At 61.6% G+C, this 19606-nt stretch carries 17 protein-coding genes; 3 read left to right on the top strand and 14 right to left on the bottom strand.

From position 1 onward, the window contains the following. Positions 1-21 precede the first annotated feature (21 nt). The 5 genes from BLR85_RS10915 to BLR85_RS10895 form a co-directional block, all read right to left on the bottom strand. Positions 22-2361: a DUF4962 domain-containing protein gene (locus BLR85_RS10915; RefSeq protein ID WP_212635066.1), complete on the bottom strand. Its 2340-nt coding sequence runs from the start codon at positions 2359-2361 to the stop codon at positions 22-24. Between the two features lie 87 nt (positions 2362-2448). Next, a complete protein-coding gene (locus BLR85_RS10910) occupies positions 2449-4023 on the bottom strand; it encodes a type 2 periplasmic-binding domain-containing protein (protein WP_170844535.1) in 1575 nt (524 codons plus the stop codon). 25 nt (positions 4024-4048) lie between these two features. Further along, positions 4049-4930 (bottom strand): carbohydrate ABC transporter permease, encoded by an 882-nt coding sequence (locus BLR85_RS10905; RefSeq protein WP_093155380.1) that lies wholly within the window; start codon positions 4928-4930, stop codon positions 4049-4051. Positions 4931-4943: 13 nt separating this feature from the next. After that, positions 4944-5939 (bottom strand): ABC transporter permease, encoded by a 996-nt coding sequence (locus tag BLR85_RS10900; RefSeq protein ID WP_093155377.1) that lies wholly within the window; start codon positions 5937-5939, stop codon positions 4944-4946. Next, a complete protein-coding gene (locus BLR85_RS10895) occupies positions 5936-7039 on the bottom strand; it encodes an ABC transporter ATP-binding protein (protein WP_093155374.1) in 1104 nt (367 codons plus the stop codon). The genes BLR85_RS10900 and BLR85_RS10895 overlap by 4 nt, the downstream gene beginning before the upstream one ends. Positions 7040-7591: 552 nt before the next feature. On the opposite strand from BLR85_RS10895, the gene BLR85_RS10890 reads away from it, so the two are divergent. Together BLR85_RS10890 and BLR85_RS10885 are read left to right on the top strand one after the other, a co-directional pair. Continuing rightward, entirely contained in the window at positions 7592-8284 is a 693-nt protein-coding gene (locus BLR85_RS10890; protein ID WP_093155371.1) for a GntR family transcriptional regulator, read from the top strand. Between the two features lie 106 nt (positions 8285-8390). Then, positions 8391-9770 (top strand): MATE family efflux transporter, encoded by a 1380-nt coding sequence (locus BLR85_RS10885; protein WP_093155368.1) that lies wholly within the window; start codon positions 8391-8393, stop codon positions 9768-9770. A 501-nt stretch (positions 9771-10271) separates the two neighbouring features. Here BLR85_RS10885 and BLR85_RS10880 read toward each other — a convergent pair. From BLR85_RS10880 to BLR85_RS10865, 4 genes are all read right to left on the bottom strand, one after another. Beyond that, complete coding sequence (locus BLR85_RS10880) at positions 10272-10937, bottom strand: dienelactone hydrolase family protein (protein WP_093155365.1); 666 nt, start codon at positions 10935-10937, stop codon at positions 10272-10274. A gap of 63 nt (positions 10938-11000) precedes the next feature. Continuing rightward, on the bottom strand, positions 11001-11975 hold the full coding sequence (locus tag BLR85_RS10875; RefSeq protein WP_093155363.1) for a TAXI family TRAP transporter solute-binding subunit: 975 nt from the start codon (positions 11973-11975) through the stop codon (positions 11001-11003). A gap of 28 nt (positions 11976-12003) precedes the next feature. Continuing rightward, complete coding sequence (locus tag BLR85_RS10870) at positions 12004-13935, bottom strand: TRAP transporter permease (protein WP_093155361.1); 1932 nt, start codon at positions 13933-13935, stop codon at positions 12004-12006. Next, positions 13932-14855: an amidohydrolase family protein gene (locus BLR85_RS10865; protein ID WP_093155359.1), complete on the bottom strand. Its 924-nt coding sequence runs from the start codon at positions 14853-14855 to the stop codon at positions 13932-13934. The genes BLR85_RS10870 and BLR85_RS10865 overlap by 4 nt, the downstream gene beginning before the upstream one ends. 103 nt (positions 14856-14958) lie before the next feature. On the opposite strand from BLR85_RS10865, the gene BLR85_RS10860 reads away from it, so the two are divergent. Then, a complete protein-coding gene (locus BLR85_RS10860) occupies positions 14959-15867 on the top strand; it encodes a LysR family transcriptional regulator (protein WP_170844534.1) in 909 nt (302 codons plus the stop codon). Positions 15868-15890: 23 nt separating this feature from the next. Here BLR85_RS10860 and BLR85_RS10855 read toward each other — a convergent pair whose 3' ends face one another. From BLR85_RS10855 to BLR85_RS10840, 5 genes are all read right to left on the bottom strand, one after another. After that, complete coding sequence (locus tag BLR85_RS10855) at positions 15891-16709, bottom strand: VOC family protein (RefSeq protein WP_244520695.1); 819 nt, start codon at positions 16707-16709, stop codon at positions 15891-15893. A gap of 32 nt (positions 16710-16741) precedes the next feature. Continuing rightward, positions 16742-16894 (bottom strand): VOC family protein, encoded by a 153-nt coding sequence (locus tag BLR85_RS29845; RefSeq protein ID WP_244520694.1) that lies wholly within the window; start codon positions 16892-16894, stop codon positions 16742-16744. 29 nt (positions 16895-16923) lie between these two features. After that, positions 16924-17982, bottom strand: coding sequence for a 4-oxalomesaconate tautomerase (locus tag BLR85_RS10850; protein WP_093155446.1), 1059 nt, complete (start codon positions 17980-17982; stop codon positions 16924-16926). 68 nt (positions 17983-18050) lie between these two features. Continuing rightward, a complete protein-coding gene (locus BLR85_RS10845; protein WP_093155354.1) occupies positions 18051-18722 on the bottom strand; it encodes a 4-carboxy-4-hydroxy-2-oxoadipate aldolase/oxaloacetate decarboxylase in 672 nt (223 codons plus the stop codon). A 28-nt stretch (positions 18723-18750) separates the two neighbouring features. Further along, positions 18751-19482, bottom strand: coding sequence for a PIG-L deacetylase family protein (locus BLR85_RS10840; protein WP_093155351.1), 732 nt, complete (start codon positions 19480-19482; stop codon positions 18751-18753). Positions 19483-19606: the final 124 nt, after the last annotated feature.

The following is a 19606-nucleotide window of genomic DNA, read 5'->3' as shown; positions in this document are numbered from 1 at the left end:
GGCGTTTCGCTCCTCGAATGCTCAGATACTTGTTCCGGCCAGCTTCTTGACCACGACTTTGAAAGTGTTCTCGTCGGGGTCGGTGAAATAGAGATCGGCGTCGTAACCCTGGTCGTCGATGAAGTGGAATATCCGGCGCGGTTCGGCCTTCGGATAAGGCACCAGGAGCGTCACGATCCGGTGGCGAGTCGCTTTCGGGAACCGGGCCGTCAGGCAGGTGCTGATGGGCAATCCCTCGATCTCGCTCTTGTCGACACCGGGAAAACCGGTTTCCTGGCTGAGCACCGGAGCGCCGCCTTCGGACCACAGAACCTCGCCATAGAACCCGGCTTTCTCGCCGGTATTGCGGAAAGAGGTGCGGCCAAGATGAAACGGCTGGTTGGCGTGCAACAGCCAGTCAATCTCGACCGGCGCGTCGGCGTCGATGGAGTCGACGAAGACAAAGAAGCTGTCGTTGAAGAAGTAGACCTCGCGCTCTGCAAGAGTGACCTCCGGCGACAGCAGCGCATAGGCCGCGGTGGCATCGCCCTTAAAGTAGATGTGATCGTCGCGCTGTTCGGCCGCCAGGATCTTGCCGGTCGACTTCATCTGAAGCGCCTTGTTGCGGTCGGCGTACTGGCCCTTGCCATTGATCAGGATGGCGTTCTTCGAGCGCGTCTGCTTGCGCCAACCCTGGTGCATGGTGCTGTTGAAGGCGACGTAATGACCCGACTGGATCGCGAGGTCCTCGCCGAAAGCGGCCAGGCAGAAGGCGTTCTGGTCGCCATGGCTGTGGCTGATCGAACCGAAGGGGCTCGACTTGAAGACGAACTGGATGTGTTCTTTCGGGTCGCCCATCCGGTGCTGGATTGCGACCCAGCCGATGCCCTTGAACCAACGCAGCGTGTCATCGTCGCTGGGCGGCGCGGCTTCGATCAGTGGCCAGTCGTGGCGATAAACCATTTCGTCGAAATGGAAGTCCCACCATCCCCAATTGTAGAACGCCTTTTCGGTTCCGGGGTTGGTGCGTTTGATCTCGTCGTAATACCATTGATAGGCGCCATTGCCAGTGACACCACCGAACTGGCGCAGGTTGTAGCCGATCTTGACCGCCGGCAGGTCGCCCATGGTGCTGTCGTCGCCGAAGGTGGCGCGGCGGGTGTCGGGCGCCTTGGTATAGAGCGGCATGTCGCCGGTCTTCTGGAAGAACGGGCGCTCGTAGAGGTTGAGCCCGGTGAAGTTCTTCAGCAGGTTCGCGGCGTCGATCAGGTAGGCCATGCCGGTCATCCAGTAATGCGGCCCCTCGGCCCAGCCGCCGTCCTGATCGCCCCAGGGCGAATAGACGGTGAACAGGAACTCGATCGAGTAATCCAGCCACTCGCGCGCTTCGGGTTCCTCGTCGAGCAGGGCGATGCTCGCCGGGATCAGCACGGCCGAAACCGCCCGGACCGCATGGCTGTCGTAGGGAAAGAGCTGGATATTGGCGTTCTTGATGATGTGATCGGCGATCTCGCGGGTGCGGATGAGCAGCGCCGCGCGCACCGTGTCGCGCTCGTCCTCGCTCAACTCGCCGTGCAGCCAGTCATAACCCCAGGCCAATGCGTCGGTGACGCGGAACGCCCATTCATCGGTATAGGCTCGCGAGGTCGTTCCGGCGGGATCCCAGGCGGCAGCGGCCAGGAGCCATTCCTTGGCGCGCGTCAGCATTGCCTTGTCGCCGGTGACGTGGCCGCCGATGGCAAGGTGCCGGATGGCGTAGAGAAGCTCCTGGCAGTCGATATAGGTCTGGCGCCAGATCGGGGCGACGCGCTGGTGGTTCGGGTAACCTGCCGGTTCGTCCATCACCGGGCGATCCATCCAGGGCTTGACGCTGTTCTCGTAGAAGGTGGACCAGGTGCAATGATCCGGATCGCCAGCCACGGCCTCGCGGAACGTGGCAAGCTCCTTTGGACCCAGCCAAAGGCGGGGATGGGCCAACTCGACTCCGTTGTAGCGCGCGGCGCGCCCCGGCACCGGTGTCGCTGGCAGTTCGGCGGTGAGCTCGAAGCTGCGGCTGGTGCTCCAGGCGGTCGCCGGAGCGCCCTTCTCGGCATCCCAGACGGCGTAGGACCAGTGATAGGTTCCTGGTTCCAGCACGGTATCGGGGGTGAAGAAATTGAGCGCGATGTCGGCGAAGGTCCGTGTTTCCTTCGCCGGATATCTGGGGTCGGTCGACAACCGCAGCACGTAGCGGGCTTCGTCCTCGACGACTGGCAGCCAGGTAAATCGGGGCGGGTTTTCCACCAGCACGTCCTCCGATCCGGGCGCATACTGGATGTTGAGACGCCCGGCGGTGGGTTCGTCGAGATAGGCGGTGACTTCTTTCATTGCGGTCGAAGGCATCGACGTACGTCCTTGGATAACGAGCTATTTCTGGATTTGGTGGTGCCGCCCGACAATGCTCATAGCGGGCGGCACCGGGAGACGACCTCAGCCGCCGTATTGGCGCGCGTAGGCCGTATTCATGACCTCAGTGACGTCCTCGTAGCCCATCTTGTTGAGCGTCGCGATGTACTCGTCCCAGTCCGCCGTGACGTCGCCGGTTCCGAGCACCCAGGCCTGCTGACGCTCCAGCATGTAGGTGCGCAGCGAAGGCCAGTACTTGTCGTAGACCTTCTGCTCTGCTTCATTCAGCGCGACGCCGAGGAACTGGTCGATCAGGAGGTCTTCGGAGTCGTAGAGCTCAATACCCTCGCGCGCGGCTTCCGACGTCCACTGCCATTCGTAGCGGTAGTCCTGCCAGTAACCGCGCTGAATCTGGGCGCCTTCCAGATACATCTGGCTGTTGACCGGGCTGTCGCTGTTTAGCACCTCGGGCTTGTAGACCGGCTCACCGTCGATCATGTCCCAGGTCTTGCCCTCGACACCAAAGTTCGACAGCAGGCGACCGTACTCGGTGAACCAGAAATCGAAATACTTGATGACGTTAACCGGGTCTTCCGCCTGATGGCTGATTGCCCAGCCGTCGGGCTTGATCGGGATGCGACGGTGCTCTTCCATCCGCACGCCCGACACCGAGGCCGGCGGCAGGAACGGGATGAAGTTGAAACCGTCGACCTTGTCGGAAAGCGCGGCATTGTAACCCGAGGTGGAGGCGAACCAGTCATGGGTCATGCCACCGAGGTTTTCACCGAGCAGGTAGTCGCGCGAGGACGATCCGCGGGTATAGATTTCCGGATCGATCAGGCCCTCGGCATACCATTGCGCAATGTTGGAAAGGCCGACGCGATAGGCTTCCTGGGCATAGGGGTGCACGACCTTGCCGTCGTCGTTGACATAGAAGTCGTGATAGGTGTCGGAGCCCGACGACCGCGCATCCCACAATGTCAGAAGGCGGTTCACTTCCTCCCACTGACGGGCGAAATAGGGGATCTCGTCCTTCAGCCCGTTGCCGTTCGGGTCCTGGTCCCGGAAGGCCACAAGAGCGTCGTGGAGTTCGTCCACGTTCTGCGGCTGTTCCAGCCCCAGCTTGTCGAGCCAGTCTTGGCGGACGAACCAGGCGCGGCCGTATTTGCCGTCAGGCAGATAGGGGATGTAGTAGTAGTTGCCGTCATAGGCCGAGATCGCTTCCTGCAGGCCGGGATGGCTGTCCCAGAAGGCCTGGATGTGCGGCGCGTGCTCCTTGACCAGATCGTTCAGCGGCACGAAGGCGCCCTGCGGCCCGAATTCGTTCACCGGCTGCTGGATCAGGTGGCCGCCAACGATGTCGGGCATGTCACCTTGGGCGATCAGCAGGTTCATCGCCTCGTTGGAGTCCGTCGAGTTCTTGCCGGCCGTGGCATCCTTTAGGGAAATACCCGTGAGTTCGCGAGCGACCTCCTCGACCGGGTAAACCTTGCTCGCATCGCCGCCCACGCCGTAACCTTGGGCGCGCGGCCAATGCATGTGAATGGTGAACTCTACCGGCTCGTCGACGATCCGCAGGTCGCTGCGATCCTGGGCGAAGCCCGGTGCCGTCATGGCGGTCGTGCCCAGGATGGCAAGTGTCAGTGACAGTTTTCGCATGGGTCTCCTCCTGTTGCGAACGTTGTTATTCCTTCACTCCACCCAGCAGGATGCCCTTGCTGAAATACTTCTGGAGGAAGGGGTAGATGAGCAGGATCGGGATGATCGAGCAGACGATGATGGCGGCGCTGACGGTCTCGAAGGAATAGGCCGAGGTCAGCAGCGTGTTGGCGAATTCCTCGTCGTCCGAAAGCTCGACGATGATGTGGCGCAGGTAGACCTGCAGCGGGATCTTGTTCTCGTCCTGCAACAGAACCATGGCCCAGAAGAAGCCGTTCCAGCGGGACACGACGCAGAACAGTGCGACCGTTGCCAAGGCCGGCTTTGAAAGCGGCACGAAAACCTTCCAGAGCACCTGGAACTCGTTCGCGCCATCCATCCGCGCGGCTTCTTCAAAACTCTGGGGGATGCCCTCGAAGAAGTTGCGCAACAAGATGAGGTTGAAGCCGTTGACGGCAAATCCGATGATGATGCCGATGTAGCTGTCGAGCAGGCCAAGATCGCGCATGTTCAGGAAGAACGGGATCATGCCAGCGTGGAACCACATGGTGAAAGCCACCATCAGGTTCCAGAACCGTCGCCCCCAGAGCTGCGGCCGCGAGAGCGCATAGGCACCGGGGATGATGAATGCGAGGCTCGTGAGCGTGCCGCCGATCGTGTAGATGAACGTGTTCCGGTACGAGATCCAGAACATCGGCTCGCTCAGCACCCGCTTGTAGGCCTCCAGCGTGAACCCGACCGGGGTCAGGATCACGTTGCCGGCGCGGGCTTCGAAGCCGGTGCTCATCGACAGCGACGCAATGTAGATGAACGGGTAGAGCGCCGATATCGTGAACATCGCGATCAGAATCATGTTCACGATGACGAAGAGCTTGTCGCCGCGGGAATAGAGATTCAGGTTGCTCATGGTCTTGCCCTCCTCACCACAGCGACGTGCGCGAGTAGCGCTTGGAAATCGTGTTGGCGCTCATGACTAGGACGAAGGCGACAACTGCGTTGAACAGGCCGGCTGCAGCGGCGAGGTCGTACTGGCCGCCCTGGATGCCCTGGCGATAGATGAAGGTGTTCACCACGTCCGCTGTCTCGTAGGTCGCGGGCTGGTAGAGAAGGATGATCATCTCGAAGCTGACTTCCAGCATGTTGCCGATACGGATGATCAACATGATGATGATGGTCGGCAGGATCGACGGGATGGTGATCTTCCACATCATCTGCCACCGGCTGGCACCGTCCACGACCGCGCTCTCATAGAGCGTGGGCGAGACGCCGGCGATCGCGGCCAGGTAGACGATCGACTGGAAGCCGGCCTCCTGCCATATGCCGGTGCCGACAAAGATTGGACGGAACCATTCCGGCTTGGTCAGGAAGTAGATCGGATCTATCCCGAACCAGCCCATTACGGTGTTTACGATGCCGGCCGACGGCGAGAACGCGGTGATAACGATACCGGCGATGATCACCGAAGAGATGAAGTGCGGCAGATAGATGATCGTCTGAGACGTCTTCTTGAAAGTCTGGTGCAGGATCTCGTTGAACATCAGCGCCAGGAAGATCGGCATCGGAAAGCCGAAGATCAGGCCGTAGAAGCTGATGATGACGGTGTTTCGCAACGCTCTCAGGAATTGGTCGTTGCTGAAAAGGGTCTGGAAGTGTTCGAGCCCGACCCATGCGCTTCCGGCCACACCGCGAAAAACGCTGTAGTCCTTGAACGCGATCTGGAGCCCGTACATGGGTTTGTAGAGAAATATCAGCAGCCAGAGGATGGTCGGCAACAGCAGCAGGTAGATCTGCCATTCCCGTTTCAGGTGATCGCCGATGCGAACCATCCGGCTTGGTTTTCGGCTGCGCAGCGCCTCGCTGGCTTCGACGATGAGTTCCTCGGTCTTGCTGCCGTGGAGGTTGGGATCGCTGGTCATCTCGCGATCTCCTGACCGGGAAGTGCGCTCCCGGATTCAGCATCGAAGACACGGACGAGGTTGGGCTCGACGGTGAACCCGGAGATCCCGTCGAGGACACCGAGATGGCCCACGGTGTCGGTCCGGATGACGAATGGCTCGCCCGACAGCTTGGCGTGGATCAAAGCCTCCGATCCAAGCGTCTCGACAAGATCAAGCTCGACCTCGACCCGTCCGGGAATGGCGTCTTCGACAACCGTCACGAATTCCGGGCGGATGCCAAGGATCACCTCGCGCCCCTCGCTGTTGCGAAGCGTGTCGAGAGGAGCCAACGGAATGGACTGGCCGCCGAACCTTGCGATCGGCCCGTTGTCACCGGCCTTGATGCGGGCCTTGACCATGTTCATCGGCGGCGAGCCGAGAAACCCTGCGACGAAAGTGTTTGTGGGGTTCAGGAACAGCTCCATCGGTGAGCCAATCTGCTCGATCCGGCCGCTGTTCATGACCACGATCCGGTCTGCGAGCGTCATCGCCTCGACTTGATCGTGCGTAACGTAGATCGAGGTCACGCCGAGCCGCTTGTGCAACCGCTTGATCTCTGCGCGCATCTGGGTGCGCAGCTTGGCGTCAAGGTTCGAAAGCGGCTCGTCAAAGAGGAAGACCTTTGGTCTGCGCACGATGGCACGCCCCATGGCGACACGCTGGCGCTGGCCGCCGGACAGATCGGCCGGACGGCGGTCAAGATACTCGGTCAGGCCGAGAATGGCGCCCACCTCGGCGACGGACTCGGCGATCTTTTCCTTTTTCTCCTTACGGATGCGCAGCCCGAAAGCCATGTTGTCCGCGACGTTGAGGTGCGGATAGAGCGCGTAGTTCTGGAAAACCATGGCCACGTCACGGTCCTTGGGTGCGACGCGGTTCACATGTCGCCCGTCGATCGTGAGGTCGCCGTCCGAAATTTCTTCAAGGCCCGCAATCATCCGCAGGACAGTCGACTTTCCGCAGCCTGACGGCCCGACCAGAACGACGAATTCCTTCTCCTGAACCTCAAGGTTGATCCCATGGACCACCTGAGTCGCGCCGTAGGCTTTTACGATGCCCTCGAGACTAACGCCGGACATGGCTCCTCCCCTCTGTGCGCCGACTCCCCTCGGCGAAATGGTCTGAGCAATTGATTCGCTTCGCTCACAATCTGGGATACTAGTAATCTTACTGGTATACTAGTCTAAATCGTTGTAGGGTTGAGTCGACCTCGGGAAACAGATGGAAACAAAGGAAGAAATGGATCTCGCCGCGAACACCCGCAGACAGACCATTGCTACGTCGCCTGCAGCTGGCTTCTGCGCATGCGGTGCGAGGGCAGTTAATAGGATGTTGAACCGCGGTCGCCGGGGCCATGAGAATGGCAAGCTTGAATTAGCAAGCCGACAGGAAACGGAGTTCCAGACTGTTTACGTAACAGCGGTGGCTCCACGTCGCTTGACAAACCAGCCATCGAAGCGCGACCAGATCGGCGCTGGCAGCAATCGAGAAATTCTCCCAACAGGCGCTCGGTATATTGCTATGTTCGGTGCGAAACAGAAAAGCAACGCACGCGCACCGACTTGCAGGGCGAGCAAGACACCCGCGTGCAACTCGAAACAGTTGTAGGACTACAAGATGGAGAACAATCAATGGAGCAGGTAACCGATCTCAACGAGCGACGCCCGCGTGTCGACGACATCTTCGACTATCTCCACGAAGAGATCCTGTCACTTCGCTTGATGCCCGGCGAAAAAATCTCCGAAGCCGAAATGGCGGCACGGTTTGGCGTCTCGCGACAACCCGTGCGCGATGCCTTCAGCCGTCTCGCGAATCTTGACCTTCTGATGATCCGTCCACAACGAGCCACCGAAGTGAAACGGTTCTCCGCGCGGGAAATCGAAAAGGCACGTTTCGTTCGCGCCGCGATCGAGACCGAAGTTCTTCGGCGCGCCGCCAAAAATTGCGACGCACGTGGTGCGGCCCTCCTCGACAACGCCCTGGCCGATCAGGAAAAAGCGATGGCGGATAAGGACGTGGATGGCTTCGGCGCGCTTGACTACGAGTTCCACAGGACGCTCTGCCAGATCGCGAATGTGGAATATGCATTTGACGTCATCATGACCGAAAAAGCGAAGGTAGACCGTTTGTGTATGTTGGGCCTCTCAAAGGAGCAACGGATGCCCGAACTGGTTGCGGATCACCGAGAGATTGCGGATGCGGTGAAGAGAAACGATCCCGAACGTGCCGTCGAAGTGGGAATGCTCCACCTCTCGCGACTCGACGAAACGATCGAGCACCTGTCGCAGACGGCCGCGCATTTCTTCGAGCCGCCGAGCGCCTGAAGCCCGAGAACATTCCCGCCCCCCCCGACACGCGATGTGATGCACCGCGTATTTCGATCTTGCGCGCGCGCCGAGTCCTCGGCTCGCCTAGGAACGCCCCGTCCACATGCCCTCGTCCAATTCAACGATTTCCACATCGACTGTGACAGGCCCGACTGCCCGCAATGTGTTCAAACTGGCATGGCCGATGACGCTCAAGGCGATCATTCTGCACGGCACTGTCGTGATTGATGCCTATCTCGTCTCTGCCCTTGGAGAGACAGCGCTGGCTGCGATGGGCCTGGCGGCAGCCATCGCCGGGTTCGTCCTGGGAGCGATTCTGGCGTTCTCCAACGCGATGCAGATTCGCACGGCACAGGCTTTCGGCACAGGCGACCCGGTCTTCCTGAAATCAGTGCTCGCCGCCGGCACAACGCTAAGCCTCGCAGTCGGGCTCATCGGTCTTCTGGCAATCTCGGCATTCGGTGGTTCTTTGATTGAAACGATTGCGCCATCGCCCGAGGTTGCAGATCTTTCCCGGTCCTACCTCGCCGTCTTCTCGATGGTGATCATCGGGGAAGCCATCGGCCAGAGCCTGTCGAGTCATTTCAACGGATGCGGGCAATCAAGGATTCCACTCTACAGTTTCCTCCTTTCCCTTCCGATAAATGTCGTCACCAGCATAGTGCTCATCCATGGGTATCTGGGGCTGCCCGCTTTCGGCGTCACCGGCGCGGCGATGGGAAGCGCCATTGCCATATCGGTCCAGGTTGCTTTTCTCATCTACCGCCTCGACAGGCTCGACGGAAAGCTTCGTCATGTTCCCGGCTGGCGCCAGGCCAACTTCATCGAAACGCTGAAACGGCACCTGGCCTTTTCCCTGCCGATTGCAGCAACGTTTTTCAGCGCGACCTTCGCGACCCATGTATGCACGTTGATCTACGCCCGTTTGAGCCTCAACGAATTCGCCGCGATGACCCTGATTGCGCCTTGGATCATGGTGGGCGGCACGATCGGCATGCAGTGGGCTCAGGCGACCGGCATCATCATCGCGCAACTTCTCGGTAGGGGCGAAAACGAAGCGGTGCTGGATCGGTTCCTTGGCAGCGCATGGCGCGGGGCCTTCGTTGCGGCAGTCGTCGTGGCGACCGTCTATCTCGCGGTCTGCCTGTCTGCCAGCGTGCTTTACGCGGACCTGAACGCGCAGACGCGCGCGGTGCTGTTTGGCTTCTTGCCCGTCTTGCTTGTCCTACCCTTTCCGAAGGGATCCAACGCAATTTGCGGAAACACGCTCAGGGCCAGTGGTGACACAATTTACGTGATGCACATCTTCGTCTGGGCGCAATGGCTGTTTCGCGTCCCGGCGACAGCGCTGGCGGTACTCCATTTCGACGTCGCAGCCATCTGGGTGCTATCGCTTCTTCTCTGGGAGGAGTTTCTGAAATTCCCAGCCTTTCACCGCCGCCTCTTCCGGGGCGATTGGAAGCGGTCGGAAATCACGGAATAAGGCCCGCCGGCGGCATCGAGGCAGTCGTAAGAACTTGTACAACGTCAGCAAGGGGATCCATAGGCAAACAGAGAATTCGGGCGGACTGACCCGAATACCAACCCTTCTGTCCAGGGTTGCATGGGCGGCGCGGATGCTTTTGGCTCGCAGGAGGAAAAGGATTCCGTCGACGCGCTGCGGGAGGCCTTCCCACATCGGAACCCGGAGGAAAGGCCTCGCTCAGACTTGAATTGGTTGAAGACAAAGACGTGGATGGACGAGAACTTGTTCAAACTTCGGATCCACCGGAAACGCTGCATCGCTCGCTCCCCTCGTGTGACAAGTCCCCGACGTTCCGCAGCAACCGCGGGAAGTGAACATGGAACATCACCGCCACGCGGATGTTTTCGGGCCAATTTAGAGATTTGAACGCGGAAGCCTGGCCACGCGGGGCCGGCCGCCCCGCTCAACCGACTCCGCTCTGCCCCCTGAAATTCGGCGGTCCGCTCTTGGGTGGCGTGCCTAGGATGCCAGTTGGGAGTTCAGGAACTCCGCCGCGCGCCCATGTGCCGTTTCGGCGGCTTGCTCCACATAATCCGCGGGGCGGGCATCGTTGGCAAAGGCATGGCCGGCGCCATCATAGGTGAACACCTCCATTTCCGGGAAATACGCGCGCGCGGCGTCGAGCATCTCGGCGGGAACATGGCTGTCCTCGCGGCCATAATGGCCCTGAACCGGCGCCCTGAGCGGGGCGATCTGGTATTGGGGCAGCCGGGTGCCGTAAAAGGCGACCGCTGCGGCGATATCGAGGATCTGGGCGGCACGAATGGCCAGCCCGCCGCCCCAGCAGAAGCCGATCACACCGACCTTGCCGCCTTTGGCCTTCAGCGCCTGAACAGCGGCATCCACGTCCTTCATCGTCGTTTCGAGATCCGAGGCCAACATCATGTCGCGTCCGCGGGGTCCCTCGCTGAAGGGAATGACCGCGCCCTTTTCGAACCTGTCGAACAGAGCTGGGATTGCAACATCGTAGCCGAGCGCGGCGTAACGGGCGGCGACACCCTTGAGTTGATCGGTGACGCCGAAGATCTCCTGCAGGATCACGATACCGCCCTTGCGGTCGCCTTGCGCCGGTTCCATCCAGCAGTCGAGTGCGTGGCCGTCCGAAGCCTTGAGCTCTGTCATCATGTGCCCGAATTCCCTTGTTTTAAGGTCACACGCGCCGGAAAAACCCGGCGCGTGTCCGTGAGATCATTCGCCGACGGGAATGCCGGCTTCCTCGAAGTAGCGCAGGGCGCCAGGGTGATAGGGGACTTCGCTTGCCGGCGCCATTTTCTGCGCGTCGGCTAACCGGAACAGGCCAAAGGCCTCCGTCAGTGCCTCCTTGCCCTCGGCCACGCTCTTGACCAGCGTATAGACCGTTTCCTCGTCCACCTCGGCATTGGTCAGAAGCACCCACGGGATGCGCATGATGGTGGCGCCGTGCTCCTGGAGACCGTTTATGTCCGGATTCTGCTTGAACGGAACCAGCCAGCCGGAGGCAAGCTGCCCCTTGAAGGCTGCAACGCCTTCGTCGGAGTCGTCCAGAGAGATGTAGCACAGCCCTCCCCGCCCCTTGAGTTGGACAGCCGCTTGCTGGCCGGCACCCGCATTCAGGCTGACGAGCGCGACATCCACCAGCCCGTCTCCAAGCGCGTTGATGCCGTCAACAAAACTCGCCACCGGGACCTTCTGGAAGTCGTCATAGCTGACGCCCGCATTCGCAAGCCCGCCCTGAATGTAATAGGGGATGATCGTCGAGGAGGTGTATTCCGACGCGATCCGCAGTTCGGACGCCTTGGCCGCGAGATCGGCGGCAGTCTTCAGGCCGAGATCACAGGGGGCCATAAGGCCGGTGGTGAGCGGAAACATCACGCCTGCGAGGCGCATGTTCGGGTTCTCGCGGTCATAGTTGCCCGTTCCGGTATAGGCAAAAGCGGCCTCAACACCGTTGGAGAAGCCGAAATCGACTTCGCCTGAATTGATCAACGGAAGGTAACCGACCAGCGGCTGCGTGCGCGCAGTAATGCCGACGTCATTTGCCACCCGGGCAACGGCCTGCCCGGAGCTGTAGGCGACCGACCCTTGGGCACCGGTTGCGATGGTTACGACCTGAGCCTCGGCCGCTCCGGCGGCAAGGGCCATGGCGGCAACAGTGCCGCACGCGATGGATCTGAGATGTTTCACGATTTCCTCCCTAGGTGAAAACTTGTATTCAATCTGCCCGCCGGCTTTGCCTCAGGGGCGCGTCGGCGGGCGTGGACGTGAAGTAGATCAGCGCGACGCCAAGCGCCGCGGTCACAACTCCGGCGACGGCGTGAAGCGCGTCCGGCAAGCCGATAAAGCCCAGCGGCAATGTCAGAAAGCCGAGCGCGACAGCGCCCAGGCGCAGCACGCCGTTCAGCCTCCTGCCCCAGTATCCCACGATACCCGCGGTGACGGCGGCGATGCCAACGGCTGTCAGCCCGGCGGCAAACAGGCTCGCCGCGAGGCTGCCCTCCAGCAGCAGCGCCGGGGTAGCGACGAAAGCGAAGGGCAGGATGAAGGCGGCCCAGCCGATGCGCATGGCCGCCACACCGGTGGCCAGCGCCCCGGCCCCGGTGATCGCCGCCGCCGCGAAGGCGGCAAGGGCCACTGGCGGAGTGATCATCGACATCATGCCGAAATAGAGGATGAAGAGATGTGCCGCGATCGGCTGCACGCCGGCCTCGACCAGCGAGGGCGCGACAAGGGCCGCCAGCAGCACGTAGACGCCCGAGGTCGGCATCCCCATGCCGAGGATGATGCAGATTACAGCCGAGATCGCGAGCAAAAGCACGATATTGGACCCCACGGAGTCGACCAGCAACAGCGTCAGCGCGAAGCCAAGCCCGGTCACGTTCAGTACGCCGATCACGAATCCCGCGGCGGCGACGACGAGGATCAGGTCCACCATGGACTTGCCGGTATTGACGAAGACCTCGCCAAAGCCCGCCAGCGTCAGCCGGTCACCACGGTAGCCGCGCAGAAAACCGGCCGCGATGACGGCAAGGGAAGCAAGCAGGGCCGAATCCTCGGGATCCATACGAAGCCCGAACAGAGCGAAGAGCAGGATTGCGAAGGGCAGAAGGAAATGCCAGCCATCGGCCAGCACCTGCCTTGTTTGCAGCTTCTCGGCCTCGACATTGTGGATGCCATCGCGCTGCGCGATCAGGTCCACCTGAAGGAAAACGCCGAGATAATAGAGGATGGCGGGGATCAGCGCGGCGCTCGCCACCGTGACGTAGGGTATTTCGAGAAACTCGGCCATCAGGAAGGCCGCCGCGCCCATGATCGGCGGGGTCAGCTGGCCGCCGGTGGAGGCCACTGCCTCGATGCCGCCGGCATCCTCGTCCGTGTAGCCGCCGCGTTTCATCAGCGGGATGGTGATAACGCCGGTCGTGGCCACGTTGGAGACGGCGCTGCCAGAGATCGAACCGAAGAGCGCCGAGCCAACGATAGCAACCTTGGCGCTGCCGCCGCGCGAGCGGCCGGTCATGGCCATGGCAAGATCGGTCAGGAAGGCCCCGCCGCCGGCAGCAAATAGAAGCTGCCCGAAAAAGACGAAGAGCAGCACGATGATCGTGCCGACGGCAAGCGGCGACGAGAAGACCGCCGAAGGGTCAAAACCGACATATTGCACGAGGCGTTCGGGGGTCAGTTCCTTGCCGATCAGCTTTCCGGGCACCTTGTCGGCGAAGAGCGCGTAGACAAGGAAGACCGCCACGATGGCGAACAGCATCCAGCCAGCGCGGCGGCGGATACCTTCCATCACCGACACGGTGACAACCGCACCGACCAGGGTGATCTGCCATGGACGGTAGGCCTGCTCCTTCAGGAGCCAGGCGAAGTCCCACGCGGCGTAAAGAAGAACCATGAAGGCCGTGGCGGCAATGAGTCCGTCGAGCCAGCCCACGCGGGCCTTGGGCTTGCCGTCCGGCCCGTATTGCAGGAAAGCGATGGTGAGCGCGAGACCGAGCTGGAGCGCCATGTATTGCTGGCGCAGGATGGCGAATCCAAGGCGCGTATGCGCCTCGATATTCCACAGGATGCAGGCCAGCACCATCGTCGTGGCGAGCCCGGCAATGATCCATTGGACGGGCGTTTTGCTGGTTGCGACCTCTGTCATCGGGTCACCTCTTCGGGCCAGTAGAGCCGCATCGGGTTATCGATCAGCAACTTGCGTTGCAATGTGTCGTCGGGCGCGATGCGCGGTATCACGTCGACCAGCTTGCCATCGTCGGGCATGTGCGAGCGCATGTTGGGATGCGGCCAGTCGGTGCCCCAGAGCACCCGGTCGGGGAACCGCGAGACGAGCGTCCGGCCGAAGGGGATCACGTCGTCATAGGGAGGCCCGGCCTGTGTCAGCCGCTCCGGGCAGGTCGCCTTGACCCAGAACCGCTCATTGTCGTCCAGAAGCCGCAGGAAGCCTTGGAAGGCCGAGCTGTCAATGCCGTCGTGCACTTCCGGACGACCCATATGATCGATGACGATGGTGCCAGGAAGGGACAGCAGGAAGGGTGCAAGCTCGTCCAGTTCGGCCATTTCGAAATAGACGACAATGTGCCAGCCACGATCCGCCAGCCGGGCCGCAATCCGCTGGTAGGCATCCTTTGGCGCGTTTCCGACCAACCGCTTGAGGAAATTGAATCGCACCCCGCGCACCCCGCCCGCATGGAGGGCGTCCAGCTCTGCGTCGGTGATCTCCTCTCCGATAACCGCGACCCCGCGCGCCGAGCCGCCGGACCGCGCGATGGCATCCAGCATCGCGCTGTTGTCCCGTCCATGGCAGGTCGCCTGCACGATCACGTTGCGGGAAAAGCCCAGATGGTCGCGCAGGGCGAAGAGGGTTTCGGCCGCCGCATCAACAGGCGTGTACTTGCGCTCGGCAGCGAAGGGGAACCGCAAGGACGGTCCGAAAACATGGCAATGCGCATCCACCGCCCCCTTCGGCACCTTGAATGCCGGCAGCGAGGGAGCGGAATGGTACGGCAGGTAGGCGCCGGCGGCGGCGATGCCATCGCCCCGAGCCTTTTCAGGCTGGGTCATCAGATTTTCCTCCCATTTGCCAAGGAGGCTACCCGGTGCTTTCACATTTTGGAAATTGATAGTAGAAATCATCAAAATCATTCTGAGTGATGCCGAGGCCGCCATGCTGCAGACCTTCGATTTGAACCTCTTCCTAGTGCTTCACACCTTGCTCGAAGAACGAAATGTCACCCGGACCGGCGAGCGGCTGGGACGGACACAATCGGCAATCTCAAATTCCCTCAAACGCCTGCGCGATCATTTCGACGACCCCTTGCTGGTGCGCACCCCCGAGGGGCTGACCCCGACGCCGCGCGCGCAGGAGCTTGCGCCGCAAGTGGCCGAGATCATCCGGCTTTCCACCGGCTGCATCGAACGCGAGCGTGCCTTCGACCCCGCGACCGCCGAGGCGCGCTTCATGCTGGGCGCGCCGGACCGGTTCAGCCTGCCGGTCTTCCTGCCGCTGCTGGAAAACATGCGCAAACGCGCGCCCGGCATCTCGGTAACGCTTCGAGCGACGGACCGGGCCTACGCGATCCGGATGATCGAACAGGAGGAGATCGACGTGGCCATCGGCTGGTTCGACAATGTGCCGGGCCACCTGAACCAACAATTCGCGTTCGAGGACCAGTTCGTCTGCCTGTGTCGCTCGGCCCATCCGTTGCTCGCTCGTGGTCCCCGGCCCGAATTGCAGGAGGTCCTGGATTATCCGCATCTCGTGGTCAGTTCCTCCGGCGGGCGCCGCGCGGTTTTCGACACGATCCTTGCGCGCCACGGCCTGCAACGCGCCATCGCCGCCACGATGACCAGCTTCACCATCGTGCCGGAATTGTTGCAGCAATCGAACCTCGTCGGGGTCTTCACCCACCGAACGGCGGAATACTTCGCCCGCCGTTTCGACCTCGTAATCGTTCCGGTTCCGCTTGAGGTCGCACCAATCGCAAACCAACTGATCTGGCACAAGCGCTTCGACGCGGATGAACCGCATGCTTGGCTGCGTCAGCAGATCCTGCTTGCCTGCGCGCAACCCTGAACGCAGGGCGCGGCCACACGGCCTCACCCAACCGGCGGCGTGCCGTGCGTATGGAAGCTTTCGATCGTCTTGAGGCCCCAGGCCTGCCCCTTCTTCCGGTCGGACTCGGTCCAGCAGACCGGCTCCCAATCCGGGTCGAGGATCAACTGCGCGCCGGCATTGGCCAGTTCCACCCGGTTGCCTACTGGCTCCCATACATAGAGGAAAAACGTGTTCTGGATCGCGCGCTTGTGCGGAGCGGTCTCGATGAATACGCCATTCTCAAGGAAAATGTCGGCAACGCGCAGGATATCCTCGCGCTGATCGGTGGCATGGGTGACGTGGAGCAGCCGGCCATTGCCACCGCCATGCTCTTCGGTACAGGCGAGGTCATAGGTCTTGTTGTTGACCGTGAACCAGCACCCTCCCAGACGGCCATTGTCGAGCTGGAAATACTCGGTGACGCGAGAGCCGAGACAGGTGGTTATGAACCGGCGAAACTCGGTGACGTCTTCGGAAAGCAGGTTCAGGTGGTCCAGCCGTCGCGGGCAAGCGCCGCGGCCGTGGAAGCGGCTGGCATTATTCTTCAGCGCCGGGCTGTCCTCGGCGGAAGGGGTATTTTTCCGCGTCTCCCAATAGAGCTCGAAGACATGGCCGAACGGATCCTCGAAGCGGAAAGCGCTGCCATGGCCAAGATCGCCATCGATCCAGCCATGGGTCTTGTAACCGCTCGCCTCAATCGCGGTGACGCGCCGCTCCAGCGCTTCGGGCGAACCGGTGCGATAGCCGATATGCGCCACACCGGTCGTGCCGGAGCGCGCAAGTTTCAGCGAGTGGTGCTCGTAATCGTCCCAGGCCCGCAAATAGCCGCTGGTCCCGTCCTGCCCCTACAGCGTCAGACCGAAACACGGGAAAAGAAATCGACGCTTTCCTCGAACTTGTCGGTCAGGATTTCGACATGGCCCAGATGCGCGACGTCATTGCAGGGATCGGTCATGGTGTCTTCCACATTGGGTTCCGGCTCTACTCGGAATTCGACCTTGTTCATCAGGTTTGCCTGGCGTTCTGGCAGGTCGCTCAACGAGGAAAGACGACCCCATCCATCAGCTTTCGGGCCGTGCGCAGGATGGCGGCGCTCTTGACGGCGCCTTGCGCATCCAGCTCTGCCACGACGGTCATCTCGCCGGTCGGATGTTCGATAGCCAGCGCACGCTCCTTGCCCGTGCCGCGCTGCGCAAGCGTATAAGCCGGGGAACCTTCGAGCAGGCAGGCAGTTGCAACGCTCACGGCACCCAGCACCCCGATCGTCTTGTGACAGCGATGCGGAATGAAGGTGCGCGTGCAGATCGCCCCACCCTGGCGGGCCGTGCTGACCATGGTCATCTTCGGAACCGATTTCTCGGCTACGTCGCCCAGATTCATCATTGGCCCGCAGGCCAGCCGGATCTGTTCCAACCTGGCGGTCAGCGCGCTGTCGGCCTCCAGCTCTTCCGGTGTCTCCGTCCCGGAGATACCCATGTCCGAAGCCCGCAGCACCACGCAGGGCATGCCGTTGTCGATCATCGTGACCTCGACGCCCTCGACCATGTCCACGACATTGCCAGTGGGCAGCAACGCACCACAGCTCGAACCGGCCGTATCCTTGAACTCCAGCGGAACGGCGGCTGCGCTTCCCGGCACGCCATCAATGGAGGAGTAGCCCGCATAACCCACGCGCCGCCCGGGCGTCTGCACCCTGGCAACCGCAACCTGCCCGGTATTCTCCATGTAGATGGTCACCGGCGTCTCGCCATCCCGCGCCGCGACCAGCCCGCGTTCGATTGCGAAGGGGCCGACACCGGCGAGAATATTGCCGCAGTTCTGCGCATCCGTGACGATGGGCCGGTCAACGAAGACCTGCAGGAAAAGATAGTCGACATCCACCCCGTCGCGATCGGACGGCGCCACCACGGCAACCTTGGATGTCAGCGGGTCCGCGCCGCCCATACCGTCGATCTGCCGGGGGTCGGGCGAACCCATTATGCCCAGCAGGATCGCGTCCCGCTCGCCCGTGTCGGTGGGCAAGTCGGATGCGAGGAAATAACCGCCCTTCGACGTGCCGCCACGAATCCACATGCATCGAATGCCCTCAGTCACCTGCACGCACTCCTTGTTCTTGGTCAGAATACCTCCCGGGGGTCGGGGACAGCGCCCCCGATCCGCCATCAGACATATTTCAAGCCCTTCTCGGCCAGCCGCTCACGCATCTTGTAGATATCGAGCCCAAGCTCGCCGGCCTCGAACCTTTTACGCTTGGCTGCCTCGTTGGCCTCCCGTGCGCGCGCTTTCTCCAGCACTTCGGCGGCCTCTTCGCGGCGAACCACGCAGACGCCATCATCATCGGCGATGACCACATCGCCCGGATTGACCAAAGCGCCGGCGCAGACGACCGGCACATTGACCGAGCCGAGCGTCTCCTTGACCGTGCCCTGGGCGAAGATCGCCTTGGACCAGACCGGAAAGCCCATCTCCGTCAACTCGCGGACATCGCGGACACCTGCATCGATCACCAGCCCCCGACAGCCATGCGCCATGGCGGAGGTCGCCAGCAGGTCTCCGAAATAGCCGGCATTGGAGGGCGAGGTCGGGGCCAGCAACAGGATGTCGCCCGCCTGAAGTTGCTCGATGGCGACATGGACCATCCAGTTGTCGCAAGGCGGAGCAGAGATCGTCACCGCCGACCCGGCGATCCTGGCGCCGGAATAGATCGGGCGCATGTGATCGGCCAGCAGCCCCTTGCGCCCCTGCGCTTCGTGTATGGTCGAAACGCCAAGCGCGGCAAGCCCGTCGATAATGGCCTGATCGGCGCGGTCAATAGTCTGGACGACGACATTCATTCTGTTTCTCCCCCTGCCTGCGACCCGTTCAAAGTTCATCCACGGTGCGCGGAAAGACCGACTGGAAGCCTTCGGCATATTTCGCCGCCCGTCCTCCGGCCTGTCCGCCGGAGTTGCGGCGGAAATGGTTGCCACGGTTCTCGGCCACGTTGGTGTAGAAATCCCACAGGTGATGCTGGCCCTCCATGCACTCAATGGCAGCGCGTTTCTTGTCCCAGACCTCGGTGATGTCGAGGAAGGTGTCCGGCTTCCAGCCCATCTGCTCGGTCTGGTGCGGTTCGAACAGGTAGAGCTGCGGCGCGCCGAGCACCTTCTCGCCCGGATTGTGGCCCCAGGCCTGTGCGATCATGCGGCAGGTCAACACGAACTCCGTCGTGCGCATGTGATCGGTGTTGTAAGGGTCGTATTGCGAGTGGCTCAGCATGAAACGCGGCTGCACGGCGCGGATGATATCGACAACGCGCGCCTGGGCCTCCTCGCCAAGGTCCAGAGGGTAGTCGCCCAGGTCGAGAAACTGGATGTCATGCACGTCGAGCGCAACAGCGGCGTTTTCCGATTCCTTGCGGCGTATCGCCTTCACCTCATCGAGCGACTTCCCTTCTTTCCAGAGCCGCGCGCTCTCGCCGCGCTCGCCAAAGGACAGGCAGGCAACGGTTACCTCGTAACCGAGCTTCTGGTGCAGCGCGATTGCACCGCCACAGCGCCAGACGAAATCGGCGGCGTGGGCGGAAATCACCAATGCGGTTTTTGGATTGCTCATCTTGGTCCTCCGGGGCAGCGTTCTTCTTTTCTGAGCTTGTTCCTAGAACGCGCTCACGTCATGTGGCCATTTCAAACCGTTGGCACCTTTATAATTTTTGGGTATAAGCACCCCAACCACGCAT

The sequence above is a fragment of the Aliiruegeria lutimaris genome (assembly GCF_900099935.1).
GTDB lineage: Bacteria > Pseudomonadota > Alphaproteobacteria > Rhodobacterales > Rhodobacteraceae > Tropicimonas > Tropicimonas lutimaris.
The sequence above is the reverse complement of the archived record's forward strand: the minus strand, read 5'-3'. Positions and strand labels throughout refer to the sequence as shown.